Below are 14,638 nucleotides of genomic sequence, written 5' to 3'. Positions count from 1 at the left end.
ACGGTTTGAGCCCCGGCAAAAGCCCGGGTGTCATGGACCAAAAGCAAACTTGTGTCAAAGCGTATAGTTTAGAAGCCTTTTAATTTGCGACCTTGGCATGTGGTCGCGCGGAACTTGCGACTCTACAGCGCCACGCGTCTTGTTGGACGCGTTGGACGCGCAAAGGTCGCTGTAGCACTTTGAATTGCTGCATGTCTTTGTCCTTAAATCGAGGTCGATTAAAGGAGACATGCAATAGGGTTCCCTCAGGCCTTTCTACCCATCAGGCAGAAGAAGAAGCCGTCGGTGCCGGTCGACGCCGGCGTCAGTGTCACCGTCTTCATGTCGGCGGACCAGGGCTGCGGCTTGTCGGTACCGAAGAGCGTCGCCCAGGTATCGGCGGCCGAGAGTATCTCGAATTCCGGATTGTCCTCGCAGAAGCCGTAGACCTGCGATTCGTTTTCCTCCGGCAGGACGGAGCAGGTGACGTAGATCAGGCATCCGCCGGGGCGGACAAACTGTGCAGCGCTGGCAAGCGCCTCCTCCTGCTGCGCAAGCCTCTCCTCGAGATTCTTCTGTGTCAGCCGCCATTTGGTGTCCGGCCTGCGGCGCCAAGTGCCGGTGCCGGTGCAGGGGGCATCGACGAGCACGCGATCGCAGCGCCCGGCAAGCGATGCCAGGGAGTCGGCGGTTTCATGGACCTGCACATTGCGGGTCCCTGCCCGCTTCAGCCGCTCGATGATCGGCGCCAGCCTCTTGCGGTCGGTATCATAGGCGTGGACCTGGCCCTTGTTGTTCATCGCCGCCGCCATGGCGAGCGTCTTGCCGCCGCCGCCGGCACAATAGTCGAGCACCTGCTCGCCCTCCTGCGGAAAGGCGAGGTCGGCGACGATCTGCGATCCTTCGTCCTGCACCTCGAACCAACCCTTTTGAAAGGCGATCTCGGCCGTCACGTTCGGCAGGCGCGATGCGCCCTCGCCGGCGGCGATGCGAATACCATGGCGGGCGATCGCCGCCGAATCGGCGCCGCTGCGCTCCAGCGCCTTCAGCACTTTGGCGCGCGTCGCCTTGAGCGTGTTGACGCGCAGGTCGAGGGTCGGCCGGCCCGCGAGCGCCCTGGCTTCCTCGAGCCAGTCGTCGGAGAAGTTCTCTTCGAACGAGGCTTGCGTCCATTCCGGAATGTCGCCCTGCACATTGAGCGGCGCGTTTTCGATTCGGCGCTCTGCGAAGGCCTTCATCATTTCCGAAGACGGCGCTTCCGGCGCGAACTTGTCGTCGGCAAGTGCTGCCGCGAGGCTCTCCGGGTTAAAGCCCCATTGGCGGTACATGACCGCATGGGCAAGTGCGACGGCGCTGTCGCTGTCCATAAGATGGGCATGGGAGAGTTTCATGCGCAGGGCATCATAAACGATGTTGCCGACGGCTGCGCGGTCGCCGGAGCCGGCAAAGCGATGAGAGAGGCCCCAATCCTTGAGCGCGTCGGCGACGGGGCGCTTGCGCCTCTCTATGTCGTCAAGAACTTCAATGGCTCCCGAGAGCCGCCCGCCCAATCGCATCTTCGATCAACTCCTTTTTCGCCGTGGTAGCGGCGAAGGCATCGAAGAGCAAGACGGAAGCCGCAGAATACACGTGGGCACGCCGGCAGTCAGGCCGTCAGGAGTTGATGACCTGATAACAGACGCTGGCCGTACCGGAGCGGACCATGCCGATCTGCGATGCCGCCGCCTTGGAGAGGTCGATCACGCGGCCACGAATGAAGGGACCGCGGTCGTTGATCCGGACGACCACCGACTTGCCGTTGCGTTTGTTGGTGACCTGGACCTTTGTGCCGAACTTGAGGCTGCGATGGGCGGCCGTCAGACGTGAGGGGTTCATTCTCTCGCCGGAGGCCGTTTTCGAGGTGAGGGCGTACCACGATGCGCCGCCGCAGCCCGCTCCCGCCGCCTGAGTTTCGGATGTCGGGATCAATCCCATCCCGACGGTGAATAACGCTGCAGCGGCAGCAGTTCTGATGTTCGCCGGCTTCAAGCGACGCCCCCTTCGGTTTGAATGCTGAATTTGTTTCCCTTGCAGTTCGAGCTAATTGGGGCAAAAAATGGCAAAACCGTGCTTCAACCTTTAACTTTCCATTAGGAATTATTGCGAAGCGGCAAAAATTAAAAATCGAAGATCGTTTGAATTGTTTTAGTTGAATTGGAGAAGGTCTTGGAAATCAACGCCTAAACGTCTCTGACGGCCTTGAGTCGGCGTCAGCCGCTGTTTCGATGAAAACGTTTAATTTAAAATTTCGATTCCGAGGAGATGCTGCAGTCGGCGAAGGTTGTATTTGACCAGCTACCGCTATGGTTGTGGTCGCTGCCCAAGTATAGGCGGAAAGTTGGCAGTGTAGGTCAGTCAAGTTGCGAGGGTGGAATCCTATACTTTCGGATGAACTGATAGGCCGCGCCTATGTCAGGTGGGATATACTGTCGCAGGGATGCGCCGGCGGGAAACGACTATCCCCGCCAGGTCCCGGATGCCCACAACTGTGCAAGTGAAACGCGATAGTTGGGGAAAGCGGGCTCGAAGCCGGCCTCTCGCAGCCTTGCATTGGAAACACGCTTGTTTTCGCCGTAGAAGGAGCGCGCCATCGGGGAGAGATCGGCGGTTTCGAAGGGAATTTCCGGCGGCGGGTCGACGCCCATCAGCCGGGCGGCCTCCAATACGACATCCTGTGGCGGCGCCGGTTCGTCGTCGGCGATGTTGTAGATCCCGCCAAGGCCGTGCGTGGCAAGGAAGACTGTCGCCGCGCCGATATCCTCGACGCGGATGCGATTGAAGACCTGGTTCGGCTTTATGATCCGGTGGGCGGTCCCTGCGGCAAGGTTGCGGAAAGCGTTGCGGCCCGGACCGTAGATGCCGGCAAGCCTGAGCACGGCGACAGGGATTTCCTGCCGGGCACCGAAGTCGAGCCAGGCGTTCTCCGCCTCGACGCGCTCCATCGAGCGTAGCGAGACCGGCCTGATCACCGTGTCTTCCGCAACCCAGGCGCCGCCATGATCGCCATAGACCCCGACAGTGGAGAGATAACCGGCCCAGCGAAGATTCGGCAGGAGCCCGGCAAGCGGTGGTGTTTTGGCGCGGAACATCGGGTCGCCGTCCTGCCCCGGCGCGATGGACTGGACGAGGTGCGTCGCCCTTTTCATCGCTTGCGCCAGCGCGGCGGAGATTGCGTTTCCGTCGAAGAGGAGCGGATCGATGCCGTCGGCCCGCAGAGGCTGCAGCTTGTCTGGCGAGCGGGTCGTCCCGGTCACCGATTGCGCTTCGGGTGCAATGGCTTTGGCGATCGCCGTGCCGGAATAGCCGGCACCAAGGATCAGGACATGCATCGGCTCACTCCTGCCATTTTCCATTCCGAAACAACCTCTTCGTCCGTCTCCGGCGGACATTTGCCCGCGAAAGCGATGAATTCTCCTTTCGGCATCAGCCGGGAAAGCGCCCAGACCGCCATGGCCCGGACTGTCGGCGAGGCGTCGCTTGCCAGGCCCTTGCAGGCGGAAACCAGGTCTTCTTCGCCGGAATTGCCGGCGGCGATCAAGACATTCCTGACGAAGCGGTCGCGCCCGATGCGTTTGACCGGAGAGCCTGAAAAGAAGGCGCGAAAGGCGGCATCGTCTAGAGTCAGCAGGAAGGAGAGCTCCGGCTGCTTGAGATCTTCGCGTGCCTTGAGCTTCATCTCGCAGGCCTCGCGGGCGAACTTGTTCCATGGACAGGCGGCAAGACAATCGTCGCAGCCATAGATGCGGTTGCCGATCAGCGGACGCAGCTCCGGTTCGATCCGACCCTTGTACTCGATCGTCAAGTAGGAGATGCAGCGTCGCGCATCGATCTGGTAGGGGGCCGGAAAGGCACCGGTCGGGCAGGCGTCGAGGCAGGCGCGGCAGGAACCGCAATGGTCGTGTTCGGGCGCGTCGATCTCGAGATCGGCGGTCGTGAACAGGCTGCCGAGGAAGAGCCAGGAGCCGAAGTCGCGGCTAACGAGATTGGTGTGCTTGCCCTGCCAGCCGAGGCCGGCCTTTTCCGCCAGAGGTTTTTCCATGACCGGGGCCGTGTCGACGAAAACCTTCACGTCCTCGCTGCAGCGGGCGGCAAAGCGCGTCGCGATCTCCTTGAGCCGCCCCTTCACGACGTCGTGGTAGTCGCGGTTCTGTGCATAGACGGAGATGGCGCCGCGGTCGCGCTTTCCAAGAATGTCGCGCGGATCGGCGTTGGGCCCATAGTTCATGCCAAGAAGGGCGATCGACCGGACCTCGCCCCAGAGTACACGCGGATCGGAGCGCCGTTCCGCCGTCTCTGCCAGCCATTCCATGGTCCCGTGACGGCCGGCGGAAAGGAAGGCCTTCAGTCGCTCCGGCGCACGCGGTATGGCATCCGGCCGCGTGATGCGGCAGATGTCGAAACCCTTGGCCGCAGCTTCCTCCTTCAGGAAGGCGGTGAGCGTCCGTCGCTTCCTGTCCTGGTTTTCCGCCCTTTGAGCGTTGCCAGGCATGGTCATAAGCCCTTAAAAATCGAGATCCGCATAATGCGAGACGGGGGTGACGCCGCGCACCCTTTCGCCAAGCAGCGGCCGGAAGGAAGGCCGCGATTTGAGCCTCTGGTACCATTCCTTGGCGGACGGCGAATCGGACCAGTCGATTTCGCCGAGATAGTCGAGCACCGAAGTGGCGGCAGCCGCCGCAAGATCGGCGTAGGAGATGCGGTCGCCGCCCAGCCAGGGGCGCGACCCGGCAAGCCAGGAAAGATACTTCATGTGCTGGCGGATGTTGTTGCGCGAGGTTCGGAGGATCTTCGAATCCGGTGCGCCGCCGCCCTGGTCCGGCCTCATCTGCAGCTTGAAAATGCGCTCACGCACGAGCGGTCGCGTCACGTCCGCTTCCATCTTCTGCAGGAACCACTCCGTGAGACGCCGGATTTCCGCCCTCTGGAACGGATCCTCAGCCAGCAACCGGCGGTCCCGCTTCATGATCCCGCTGGTTTCGTCAAGATATTCCGAAATGATCGTCGCGCCACACAGCGCGCGCATGCTGTTGTCGACATAGACCGGCAATGTGCCGGCCGGGTTGAGCACAAGGAAGTCCCGACGGTTCTCCCAGGGCTGCTCTTCGCAAAGTTCCGTCTGATAGCCATATTCAGAGAGAATAAGGCGTACGAACCGCGAGGCGGAAGACATGGGGTGATGATAAAGTGTCGGCATCGGTCAAAGATTTTGAGCTGTCTTGAGTGAGCTGTCTTGGGAATGTCAGCATCGCGGCATATGCATCTGGCCACGGCTCGTTGTAAGGAGCTATAGGTAGTTCAGGTGGCAAACACAAGAGAATCGCAATTCTCTTCCCAAATCCCACTACATCAGGAATATCTCATACATGGCGGATCAATCCATCATCAGCGCGCTTGTTCTCGGGCTCATCGAGGGGCTCACGGAGTTCATTCCCGTCTCGTCCACCGCGCATGTCCTGCTTGCCGGCCATTTTCTCGGTTTCAAGTCGCCCGGGAATACATTTGCTGTTCTCATTCAGCTCGGCGCGATTCTCGCGATCCTGCTCGTCTATTTCCAGAAACTCCTGTCGATCGTGCGTGCACTGCCAGCAAGTGCGCAAGCGCGCCGTTTCGTTCTCTCGGTTCTGCTGGCCTTCCTGCCGGCGGCCGTCATCGGTGCGGCGGCGCATGGCTTCATCAAATCGGTCCTGTTCGAGACGCCGATGCTGATTTGCGTCGTGCTGATCATCGGCGGCATCATTCTCTACGTCATCGATCATCTTCCGCTGAGGCCGCGCTACACCGACATCTTCCTCTATCCGCCGTCACTCGCCTTCAAGATCGGCCTTTTCCAGTGCCTGGCTATGATCCCGGGAACCTCGCGCTCCGGTGCGACGATCGCCGGCGCCCTGTTGATGGGAACGGACAAGCGCTCGGCGGCGGAATTTTCCTTCTTTCTCGCCATGCCGACCATGCTCGGCGCCTTCACCCTCGATCTCTACACGAACCGCGACGCGCTTTCCTTCGACGATATCGGCCTGATTGCTGTCGGCTTCGTTGCAGCGTTCGTTGCCGGGATATTCGTCGTGCGCTCGCTGCTCGATTTCGTCTCGCATCGCGGCTTCACGCCGTTCGCCATCTGGCGCATTCTCGTCGGTATTGCCGGGCTGATCGGCCTGTGGGTGTTTGGATGATCGCGCAAAAATAAAGCCGCATGCGTCCCTTTCGAAACGCATGCGGCCCCTGGCCCCCGCCAAAAAAGAAATGTCTCTGTCCTCAGTCGCCCCTGCTGTAGCGGGGCGGGACAACGTCGGCTCAATTGCCGGAAGAGGCAACCGACGCCGTCGTGCACGGGTCTACGCCGTAAGCGGGCGTGCAGCCCTGCCTGCTGCTTGCAACGGTACTCGGTGCCATGAACGAGCCAGCCAGAATGGTCATTGCCGCAGACGCAAAAAAGATTGCGATCGACTTGCCCATGGGACGGTATGCCTTTCGAGTGTGATGTTGGCGCCGGCTGTGTTTGCCGGGCCGCGTGATGCGAGCGCTGTTTATTCGCCGGCCGTGTCATGATCAATATCAGGACATGCTGAATCCAGGGTAAATGACATACGCGCTTGCGACTGCGGCAGAACTGCAACGGTGTTGCTGTCCGGCAACAGAAAAGCCGCCGACACATCTTCGGCGGCTTCGATGCGTTCACCTGTTGCTGCGGTTCGATCAGGCGGCACGGCCGCCGCGCGTATACTGTCCCTGCGGACGATAGCGAACCAGATAGGTGGGCAGGATCGCTTCGAGCATCGTGGGTGCGATGCCGATGCCGTCGAGCGTCCGTCCTTCAACCTCCGCCTTGTCGGAGACCACATTGTCGGATTTCAGCAACACCACCTGGTCGGCGGTGATCGGCGGCGCGATGAAGGGCACCAGCGAGGCGATGCGTCCAAGAAGCGAGGCGACGCCGAAGGGGAGAGACAGGAAGGAGCGCTTTCGGTCGATCGTCTTCAGCATCAATTCGAGACAGTCGCGGAAGGACAGCACTTGCGGCCCGCCGAGCTCGTAGATCGTGCCGCCCGAAAGCTTCCCTTCTACGGCGCGGGCGACAGCCTCGGCCACGTCGCCTACATAGACCGGCTGGAACCTGGTGCGACCGCCGCCGATCAGCGGCAGGACAGGCGAGAAGCGCGCCATCTCTGCGAACTTGTTGAAGAAACCGTCCTCCGGGCCGAAGATGATAGACGGGCGGAGGATAATCGCCTCGGGCACGGTATCGAGGACCGCCAGTTCGGCGCGGCCCTTGGTGCGGGCGTAGTCGGATTGGGATTTCGGATCGGCGCCGATCGCCGATATATGGGTCAGCGTCGCGCCGGCCGCACGAGCCGCTTCGGCGACCGCACGGGCACCGAATTCCTGCACGGCGTCGAAGCTGTTGCGCCCGCTTTCAAAAAGGACGCCGACGCAATTGATCACGTGGTCGGCGCCCTCGACGGCACGGTCCACCGATTTGCGGTAGCGCAGATTGGCCTGGACGCAGACGATCTGGCCGACATTGCCGAGCGGCTGGAGATGGCCGGCGAGATCGGGCCTACGAACCGCAACGCGGATGCGGTAGCCCCGGCGGGCGAGCGCGCGCACCACATGACGGCCGACAAATCCGGATCCGCCGAAAATCGTCACCAGCGGCGGAAGGTTGGACAAGGTCATGGGAAACGCACTCCTGATTTCACGGGCAAGATTGCTTGCTACATATCGCAAGCGGCGGGCGAGGTGAAGGCCAATCCGCACACACCTGCCCGTCCATTTTCACGCCCTAGCAAGGCCGGAGTAGCGTGCCTCAGACGCCCTCCACGACCACCATTTCCGCATCGGCGACCTCCTGGCGGATGGCTGCGGCGAGCTGGTATTCCGGCGAGTTGTAGCAGTCGATGGCGGCCTGAAACGAAGGAAACTCGATCACCACGTTGCGGTTTCGCACAGCACCCTCGAGGCGATGGAACTGACCGCCGCGGGCGAGAAAGGTCGCGCCGTATTTCTCGAAGGCGGGTTTCGCTGCTGCTACGTAGTCCTTGTAACGGTCGGGGTCTCGTACATCGACCCGAGCAATCCAGTATCCCTTGGCCATTGCGAACTCCTCGTCGCTCTGCGAAGCGCATGACGGCGCGCGCGTCTTTTGAAGCGCGCGATGGCCGCTGCAGCACCTTGAATTGCTGCATGTTTTTTGCCTGGGCCCGGCAAAGTGAACATGCAGGAGGTGGCTACTTTCGGCAAATTGGGGACAAGGTCAAGCGCCGGCTTCGCTGAACTGTTGTTTTTTCGGTGCGGCTCAACCGGGAAGCGCGACCGCCATCTCGGCGAGGATTGCGCGGCTCGCGGCAAGCGGATCGGGCGCCTTGACTATCGGCCGTCCGACCACGAGATGACTGGATCCGGCCCGGATGGCGTCGCCCGGTGTCATCACTCGCTTCTGGTCGCCTTTCTCCGCACCGGCGGGGCGGATACCGGGTGTCACGAGCGCCATGTCAGGGCCGATGATCCGGCGGACGGCGCCGGCCTCTTCCGCCGAACAGACGATGCCGCCCATGCCGGCGGAACGGGCCTGCTCGGCGCGGCGCAGCACCAGCGTGTGCGGGTCGTATTCATATCCGGCGTCGATCACATCCTGCTCGTCCATCGAGGTGAGCACAGTGACGCCGAGAAGGCAGAGATCGGATCCCCTGGCCGCCTCCACGGCCGCCTTCATCGCCTTCGGATAGGCATGGAGCGTCAGCATCGACATGCCCATTTTGACGATGTTCTCCACGCCCTTCGCCACCGTATTGTCGATGTCGAGCAGCTTCATGTCGAGGAAGACCCTCTTGCCGGCGGCAGCGAGATCGCGCGCGAATTCTAGTCCGCCGGCAAAGACGAGTTGATAGCCGATCTTGTAGAAGACGACCTCTTCGCCGAGGGTCGCGACGATCTTCTCCGCTTCCGCCACGGTCGGAAGGTCAAGGCCGACAATCAATCGGTCACGCGCATTCATGCTCATGTCGAGACTACCCCTGCCAGAATTCCATCGCGGTCCAGTCGCACGTGACGGCGCGATCCGCAAGGCGGAAAGCAAAGAGATTGCCGCCGCCCGGCAGCTGATCGGCGCTGCGCGCGATCGCAGTGCCCGTCATCCGGCATTTCAGGAGGGTGCCGACGCCGCCGTGGCCGACAAAGGCGATCGGCACGGTCGGGTCGTGCCGCTCGAGGATGTAGAAGACGGCCCTCGAAATGCGCGTCTGGGCGTCGAGTGCCCGCTCCCAGCCCCTGAAGCTCTCTTCGGGATGGGCAAAGAAGCGGTCCGCCGCCTTCTCGAACTCGTCCGGCGGAAGAAAGCCGGTAGAGGAACGATCGTTTTCGCCCGTCTCCTCATCGGTTTCGACGGGAATGCCCGCGGCGTCCGCCAATATTGCCGCGGTTTGGAGCGCCTTCCTTTCCGTGCTGGAGACGATGCGGCCGAGCAGCCGGACCCAGGGCTGCCCGGCCGTCATGCGCGTGCGCTCCCGCCCGAGATCGGAAAGACCCCATTGCGGCACGGGAACTTCAGGATCGATCCGGACCTGCGGATGGGTGAGATAGACGCCGAACATCGGCTGCGCGCCGGGTCAATGGGTGCGGCTATAGACCCAGAGTTGCGCCGGCGGAATATTTCGGACGACGAAGTCGAAATGCTGGATGCGATAGCGATCCGGCACGGCGACGACCGGCGAGAGCGGTCCATAGGAGATCTGCACCACCGGCCGCCCCACGGGAATGCGTGAAAGCAGATCCTCGATCAGCGTCACACGGCGGTGCATCGGAAAGTTCAGCAGCGGCACGGCTGAGATGACGCTGTCGAACTGCTGGTCCGTGAAGGCTCCCAGCGTGTGCGAGAGATCGAAGGCATCGCCGTTGATGAAGTTGACGTCGGGGAATTCCGCCCTCAACTGATTGAAGAAGTCGGTGGAATATTCCACCGAAACCAGTTTTTCAGGCGCCACGCCGCGCTCCAGAATCGCCTTGGTGATGACGCCCGTCCCCGGGCCGAGCTCGAGAACCGGCAGGCCCGAACGCGGGTTGACGACGCTCGCCATGCGGCGCGCGGTGAACGAAGACGTGGGCAGGATCGCGCCGACAGCGCGGCTATTGCTCATCCAGCCCTTGAAGAAGCGGATTTCCTCGTCGAACTTCCGGCCGAACCGTTCCTTAACCTTCAAGCGCAAGCTCATAGAATTCCCTCGACCTCCTCGATGTCAGCTCTCCCCCTGCTGGCTGATTCGCCGAGCGTGAGTGCGTGTTCGTTCATAATGTGCTCCTATATGCGGCGAAAACAAGTCTGTCTGCGCCTGCTGCATGTTTCCCCAGATCCTTTCCATTTAGGGAGGAAAGACGCGACGCTTCGAAGTGCTGCTTGCGACCTTCACGCGTCTAAAATGACGCGCAGCGCCGTAATGCATGAGAATCGGCAGCAGCGCGACGAAGGGACATGAAAAAACCCGCCGTGCGAAAGCAGGGCGGGCTCCATTGCGGGGCTTCCTCAGTTTTCAAACTCGCATTGGCATCAGCACATAGAGTGCGTCGTCGCCGGCAAGATCGCGCACCAGCGTCGGCGAACCGGGATCCGCCAGCATGAACACCGCGTCGTTGCCGGTGAGCTGGGACGTAATGTCGAGCAGATATTTTGCGTTGAATCCGATCTCGAGAGGATCGCCTTCATAGCCGACAGGCAATTCTTCTGTGGCGCTGCCCGAGTCTGGATTGTTGACGGTCAGCGTCATCTGGCCATCATTGAGCGCCAGTTTCACGGCGCGGCCGCGCTCCGAGGAGATCGTCGACACGCGGTCGACGGCCTGGGCGAAGGACTGGCAATCGACGCGCAGCTCCTTGTCGTTGTTCGCCGGGATGACGCGCTGATAGTCGGGGAAGGTCCCATCGATCAGCTTCGACGTCATGATGATCGAGGCAATCGTCAGCCGGATTTTCGCATCGGAGACTTCGACCGTCACCACCACGTCGGGATTGTCGAGCAGCTTCTGCAATTCGCTGACCGTCTTGCGCGGAATGATGATACCGGGCATGCCCTCCGAGCCCGCCGGCGCTTCAACGTCGGCGCGGGCGAGGCGATGCCCGTCGGTGGCAACCGCGCGCAGCTTCAGCTCGCCTTTGTTCTCGACCGTGTGAATGAAGATGCCGTTCAAGTAGTAACGGGTCTCCTCGGTCGAGATCGCGAACTGCGTCCGGTCGATCAGCATCTTGAGGTCGGTCGCCTTCAGGCGGAAGGAATGCGAGAAGCTGCCGGCGGTCAGGTCCGGAAAGTCCGATTGCGGCAGGCATTGCAGCGAGAACTTCGAGCGGCCGGAGGCGACCGTCATCGCCGTACCCTCGGCGTTGGTTGCCAAGAGCACTTCCGATCCATCCGGCAGCTTGCGGACGATATCGTAGAGCAGATGGGCCGGAACCGTGGTGGCGCCCGGCTGCTCCACCTGGGCAGGCGTCGCCTCGGTGATTTCCAGGTCGAGGTCGGTGGCCTTCATTTCGAGGCTCGCACCATCCGAGCGCAACAGGACGTTCGAGAGGATCGGGATCGTGTTTCGCCGTTCGACCACGCGGTGGACATGGTTCAGCGATTTCAGAAGATTGGACCGCTCGAGAGTAATACGCATGGATGCTACCGCTTTCAACCATTGCCGGACGGACGAGGCGCCCGCCGCGGCGTCAACTGCGTGCCCCGGCCGGCCGGCCGGATGATGTGGAGGGGCAAAATGGCAGAAAAAGAACCACGAAAGCAAGGGGTTTCGCGGGCAGTTTCCCCAGTGCATCCCAGTGCATGCGACCGCCGCCACCCTGCGGCCTTGCCCTGTGCATTGCGCTCACTCATAAAGGGTGCGAACCGGCGATCGGGAATAATCGGGCCGGCAGGATCGGGAAGCGGCCATTGGAAAAGCAGCAAGCAGACGAGACGGCGGAGAGGGAGAGGCAGCGCAGCTTTCGCCTGATGAACGCGACCGTTCCGGCGCGCCCGCTGGAACCGGCGCTTTATCTGGTGGCGACGCCGATCGGCAATCTCGCCGACATCACGGTTCGGGCGCTGGAGACGATCGCCGGGGCTGACCTGCTCGCCTGCGAGGATACGCGGGTTACGCGGGTGCTGCTCGACCGCTACGGCATCGTCAACCGGCCGATGCCGTACCATGAGCACAACGCAGCAGAGGCCGGGCCGCGGCTCCTTTCGGCGCTCGCCGCAGGCAAGTCGGTGGCGCTCGTCTCCGATGCCGGCACGCCGCTCGTTTCCGATCCCGGCTACCGGCTGGCGCAGCTTGCGATCGAAGCCGGTCACCGTGTCGTTCCGATCCCGGGACCCTCCGCACCTCTCGCCGCGCTAGTCGGCTCCGGCCAACCAAGCGACGCCTTTCTCTTTGCCGGGTTCCTGCCCGTGAAAGACAAGGCCCGCCGCGAGCGGCTGGCGGAACTTGGCGAAGCACCGGCGACGCTCATCTTCTTCGAATCGCCGCACCGTATCGCCGCGACGGTCGCCGCGGCTGCCGAAGTGCTTGGGGCGGAGAGAAAGGCGGCGGTCTGCCGCGAACTGACCAAGGTCTTCGAGGAGTTTCGCCGCGGCACTCTCGGCGAGCTCAAGGTCTTCTATGACCAGACGGCGGGGGTGAAGGGCGAGATCGTGCTGGTCATCGGACCGCCCGATGACAAGCCTGCTCCGCAAGAGCCGGACATCGATGCACTCTTGCGCGAACTCGCCCGTGCCATGCCGATGGGCAAGGCCGCGACGGAAGCCGCCCGCCGAACGGGCCTGCCGCGCAAGGGGCTCTACGGCCGGCTCCTGAGCCTCAAGGAAAGCAATGAAGGCTGAGCGGCCGGACGCCCGGAAGTTGAAGGCGCTGAAGCGTGGGCTTCTTGCCGAATATCGCGCCGCGCTCTGCCTGATGCTGAAGGGCTACCGCATCGTGGCCATGCGTCACCGCACCAGGCTCGGCGAGATCGACATCATCGCCCGGCGCGGCGAACTCGTGGCTATTGTCGAGGTGAAGGCGAGGACGACGTTCGACGGCGCGGTCTTCGCCGTCTCCGCTTCGTCTCAACGGCGCATCAGGGCTGCAAGCGATCTCTGGCTTTCGAGCCAGCCCGATTTCCACCGCCTGTCGGTACGCTACGATATCATCGCCGTCTTGCCATGGCGCTGGCCGCGGCATCTGCCCGATGCCTTTTGACGGACGTTTTTGACCGAGTGGGAAAATGTAATCGTTCCGTCACAGAAGCATTACCGGCCTGTCATAGAAGGCCACTAGTCCACTGCAAACCACAACCACGGTGGAGAGGACAGGGGACATGATCAGGAAAGCTTTGCTTGCAGCCGTAACCTTCACATTTTCCGCAACGACGTCGCTGGCCGCGACCAACATCACCTGGTGGCACGGCATGGCCGGACGCAATGGCGAGGTGATCAACGAAGTCGCCCAGAAGTTCAACGCGTCCCAGAGCGCCTGCATGCTGACCCCGGTCAGCAAGGGCACCTATGAAGAGGCGCTCGCTTCCGGCATCGCGGCGTTCCGTTCCGGCGAGCAGCCGAACATCCTGCAGGTCTTCGATGCGGGTGCCGCGACCATCATCAACGCCAAGGGCGCCATCATCCCGGCGGAAGATCTGATCACCAAGGCCGGCTACGGCTTCGACCGCGACGCCTTCATCGACGGCGTTCGCTATTTCTACGCCGACAGCGACGGCAAGTTCGTGGGCATGCCGTTCAACTCCTCGGCCCCGATCATGTATATCAACGATGAGGCCCTGAAGAAGGCCGGCGTCGAAGCGCCGAAGACCTGGGAAGAATTCGAGGCCATCGCTCCGAAGCTGAAGGAAGCCGGCTACATCCCCCTCATCCAGTCGCAGCTTACCTGGCAGTTCACCGAGAACTTCTTCTCGCGAAATAACATCCAGTTCGCCAGCAACCACAATGGCTATGACAGCGTCGTCGACACCAAGCTGAAGGTGACGGACCCAAAGCTCCAGATGATGTTCGAGAAACTGAAGGCCTGGAAGGATGAGGGCTACTTCGCCTTCTACGGCGCCGGTTGGGCCGACAACCAGAAGGTCTTCGAAGAGGGCAAGGCCGCCTTCTGGATCGGCTCTTCCGGTTCCTTCGGCGGTCTGCAGAAGACGGCCACCACGCCCTTCTCTGCGACCTTCCTGCCCTATTGGGGTTCGATCGAGGGCGCCGGCACCAACTCCTTCATTGGCGGCGCGGCACTCTTTGCCATGTCCGGCAAGTCGGATGAAGAGAACAAGTGCGTGGCGGATTTCTTCCAGTTCCTGACTTCGCCGGAAATCCAGTATTTCTATCACAAGTCTACCGGCTACGTCGCCATCACCAAGGCTGCGTACGAGCTTGCCGAAAAGGACGGCTACTATCAGCAGACGCCGGTCGCCGAAGTCGGCATCAAGCAGCTCCTGCTGCCGGCCGGCGAATGGTCCAAGGGCTACCGCCTCGGCTTCTACCCGCAGATCCGCGAGATCATGGAGCGCGAATATGGTCGCATCTTCGCGGGCGAAACGACCGTCAAGGATGCGCTTGAGACGATCGAGCGAGAAGGCAACGAACTGCTCGCCCGTTTCGCCAAGACGGCAGGCTGATTTC

Annotated in this window: 15 protein-coding genes; 4 read left to right on the top strand and 11 right to left on the bottom strand. The window is 61.9% G+C overall.

Annotation, left to right across the window (positions count from 1 at the left end; all coding sequences use genetic code 11):
• Positions 1-245: 245 nt before the first annotated feature.
• The 5 genes from AC4P1R_RS16800 to AC4P1R_RS16780 form a co-directional block, all read right to left on the bottom strand.
• Positions 246-1,535 carry an RsmB/NOP family class I SAM-dependent RNA methyltransferase gene (locus tag AC4P1R_RS16800; RefSeq protein WP_492177235.1) on the bottom strand — a complete coding sequence of 430 codons (1,290 nt, stop codon included), beginning with the start codon at positions 1,533-1,535 and terminating at the stop codon, positions 246-248.
• 97 nt (positions 1,536-1,632) lie between these two features.
• Positions 1,633-2,007 carry a septal ring lytic transglycosylase RlpA family protein gene (locus tag AC4P1R_RS16795; RefSeq protein WP_083265381.1) on the bottom strand — a complete coding sequence of 125 codons (375 nt, stop codon included), beginning with the start codon at positions 2,005-2,007 and terminating at the stop codon, positions 1,633-1,635.
• 467 nt (positions 2,008-2,474) lie between these two features.
• Positions 2,475-3,347, bottom strand: coding sequence for an SDR family oxidoreductase (locus AC4P1R_RS16790; RefSeq protein WP_492177233.1), 873 nt, complete (start codon positions 3,345-3,347; stop codon positions 2,475-2,477).
• Complete coding sequence (gene queG / locus AC4P1R_RS16785; RefSeq protein ID WP_492177232.1) at positions 3,335-4,507, bottom strand: tRNA epoxyqueuosine(34) reductase QueG; 1,173 nt, start codon at positions 4,505-4,507, stop codon at positions 3,335-3,337. Before queG ends, AC4P1R_RS16790 begins: the two co-directional genes overlap by 13 nt.
• Positions 4,508-4,519: 12 nt before the next feature.
• Entirely contained in the window at positions 4,520-5,212 is a 693-nt protein-coding gene (locus tag AC4P1R_RS16780; RefSeq protein ID WP_069459800.1) for a glutathione S-transferase family protein, read from the bottom strand.
• Positions 5,213-5,381: 169 nt separating this feature from the next.
• Between AC4P1R_RS16780 and AC4P1R_RS16775 the strand changes: the two genes are divergently transcribed.
• Complete coding sequence (locus AC4P1R_RS16775) at positions 5,382-6,188, top strand: undecaprenyl-diphosphate phosphatase (RefSeq protein ID WP_069459801.1); 807 nt, start codon at positions 5,382-5,384, stop codon at positions 6,186-6,188.
• A gap of 523 nt (positions 6,189-6,711) precedes the next feature.
• Here AC4P1R_RS16775 and AC4P1R_RS16770 read toward each other — a convergent pair.
• From AC4P1R_RS16770 to dnaN, 6 genes are all read right to left on the bottom strand, one after another.
• Positions 6,712-7,692, bottom strand: coding sequence for a complex I NDUFA9 subunit family protein (locus tag AC4P1R_RS16770; RefSeq protein WP_069459802.1), 981 nt, complete (start codon positions 7,690-7,692; stop codon positions 6,712-6,714).
• Positions 7,693-7,822: 130 nt separating this feature from the next.
• Positions 7,823-8,110 (bottom strand): DUF1330 domain-containing protein, encoded by a 288-nt coding sequence (locus tag AC4P1R_RS16765; RefSeq protein WP_069459803.1) that lies wholly within the window; start codon positions 8,108-8,110, stop codon positions 7,823-7,825.
• A gap of 201 nt (positions 8,111-8,311) precedes the next feature.
• Positions 8,312-9,016: an orotidine-5'-phosphate decarboxylase gene (gene pyrF / locus AC4P1R_RS16760; RefSeq protein WP_106407889.1), complete on the bottom strand. Its 705-nt coding sequence runs from the start codon at positions 9,014-9,016 to the stop codon at positions 8,312-8,314.
• Between the two features lie 7 nt (positions 9,017-9,023).
• Positions 9,024-9,605 (bottom strand): histidine phosphatase family protein, encoded by a 582-nt coding sequence (locus tag AC4P1R_RS16755; protein WP_069459804.1) that lies wholly within the window; start codon positions 9,603-9,605, stop codon positions 9,024-9,026.
• Between the two features lie 15 nt (positions 9,606-9,620).
• A complete protein-coding gene (gene pmtA / locus AC4P1R_RS16750; RefSeq protein ID WP_069459805.1) occupies positions 9,621-10,223 on the bottom strand; it encodes a phospholipid N-methyltransferase PmtA in 603 nt (200 codons plus the stop codon).
• Positions 10,224-10,538: 315 nt separating this feature from the next.
• Positions 10,539-11,657 carry a DNA polymerase III subunit beta gene (dnaN, locus tag AC4P1R_RS16745; protein ID WP_069459806.1) on the bottom strand — a complete coding sequence of 373 codons (1,119 nt, stop codon included), beginning with the start codon at positions 11,655-11,657 and terminating at the stop codon, positions 10,539-10,541.
• Between the two features lie 272 nt (positions 11,658-11,929).
• Between dnaN and rsmI the strand changes: the two genes are divergently transcribed.
• The 3 genes from rsmI (at position 11,930) to AC4P1R_RS16730 (ending at position 14,634) form a co-directional block, all read left to right on the top strand.
• On the top strand, positions 11,930-12,859 hold the full coding sequence (gene rsmI, locus AC4P1R_RS16740) for a 16S rRNA (cytidine(1402)-2'-O)-methyltransferase (RefSeq protein ID WP_492177230.1): 930 nt from the start codon (positions 11,930-11,932) through the stop codon (positions 12,857-12,859).
• Positions 12,849-13,217 carry a YraN family protein gene (locus AC4P1R_RS16735; RefSeq protein ID WP_069459808.1) on the top strand — a complete coding sequence of 123 codons (369 nt, stop codon included), beginning with the start codon at positions 12,849-12,851 and terminating at the stop codon, positions 13,215-13,217. The genes rsmI and AC4P1R_RS16735 overlap by 11 nt, the downstream gene beginning before the upstream one ends.
• Before the next feature lie 118 nt (positions 13,218-13,335).
• Positions 13,336-14,634, top strand: coding sequence for an extracellular solute-binding protein (locus AC4P1R_RS16730; RefSeq protein WP_069459809.1), 1,299 nt, complete (start codon positions 13,336-13,338; stop codon positions 14,632-14,634).
• Positions 14,635-14,638 lie beyond the last annotated feature (4 nt).

This window comes from Sinorhizobium sp. Y406 (genome assembly GCF_058732025.1).
This window is presented reverse-complemented; position numbering and strand designations above follow the sequence as displayed.

What these genes read in the sequence shown, in the direction of transcription:
- AC4P1R_RS16800 (WP_492177235.1), bottom strand. Translation starts at nt 1,535, where the DNA reads ATGCGATTGGGCGGGCGGCTCTCGGGAGCCATTGAAGTTCTTGACGAC.
- AC4P1R_RS16755 (WP_069459804.1), bottom strand. Translation starts at nt 9,605, where the DNA reads ATGTTCGGCGTCTATCTCACCCATCCGCAGGTCCGGATCGATCCTGAA.
- AC4P1R_RS16775 (WP_069459801.1), top strand. Translation starts at nt 5,382, where the DNA reads ATGGCGGATCAATCCATCATCAGCGCGCTTGTTCTCGGGCTCATCGAG.
- pmtA (WP_069459805.1), bottom strand. Translation starts at nt 10,223, where the DNA reads ATGAGCTTGCGCTTGAAGGTTAAGGAACGGTTCGGCCGGAAGTTCGAC.
- AC4P1R_RS16730 (WP_069459809.1), top strand. Translation starts at nt 13,336, where the DNA reads ATGATCAGGAAAGCTTTGCTTGCAGCCGTAACCTTCACATTTTCCGCA.
- AC4P1R_RS16735 (WP_069459808.1), top strand. Translation starts at nt 12,849, where the DNA reads ATGAAGGCTGAGCGGCCGGACGCCCGGAAGTTGAAGGCGCTGAAGCGT.
- AC4P1R_RS16765 (WP_069459803.1), bottom strand. Translation starts at nt 8,110, where the DNA reads ATGGCCAAGGGATACTGGATTGCTCGGGTCGATGTACGAGACCCCGAC.
- pyrF (WP_106407889.1), bottom strand. Translation starts at nt 9,016, where the DNA reads ATGAGCATGAATGCGCGTGACCGATTGATTGTCGGCCTTGACCTTCCG.
- AC4P1R_RS16780 (WP_069459800.1), bottom strand. Translation starts at nt 5,212, where the DNA reads ATGCCGACACTTTATCATCACCCCATGTCTTCCGCCTCGCGGTTCGTA.
- AC4P1R_RS16790 (WP_492177233.1), bottom strand. Translation starts at nt 3,347, where the DNA reads ATGCATGTCCTGATCCTTGGTGCCGGCTATTCCGGCACGGCGATCGCC.
- queG (WP_492177232.1), bottom strand. Translation starts at nt 4,507, where the DNA reads ATGCCTGGCAACGCTCAAAGGGCGGAAAACCAGGACAGGAAGCGACGG.
- AC4P1R_RS16770 (WP_069459802.1), bottom strand. Translation starts at nt 7,692, where the DNA reads ATGACCTTGTCCAACCTTCCGCCGCTGGTGACGATTTTCGGCGGATCC.
- dnaN (WP_069459806.1), bottom strand. Translation starts at nt 11,657, where the DNA reads ATGCGTATTACTCTCGAGCGGTCCAATCTTCTGAAATCGCTGAACCAT.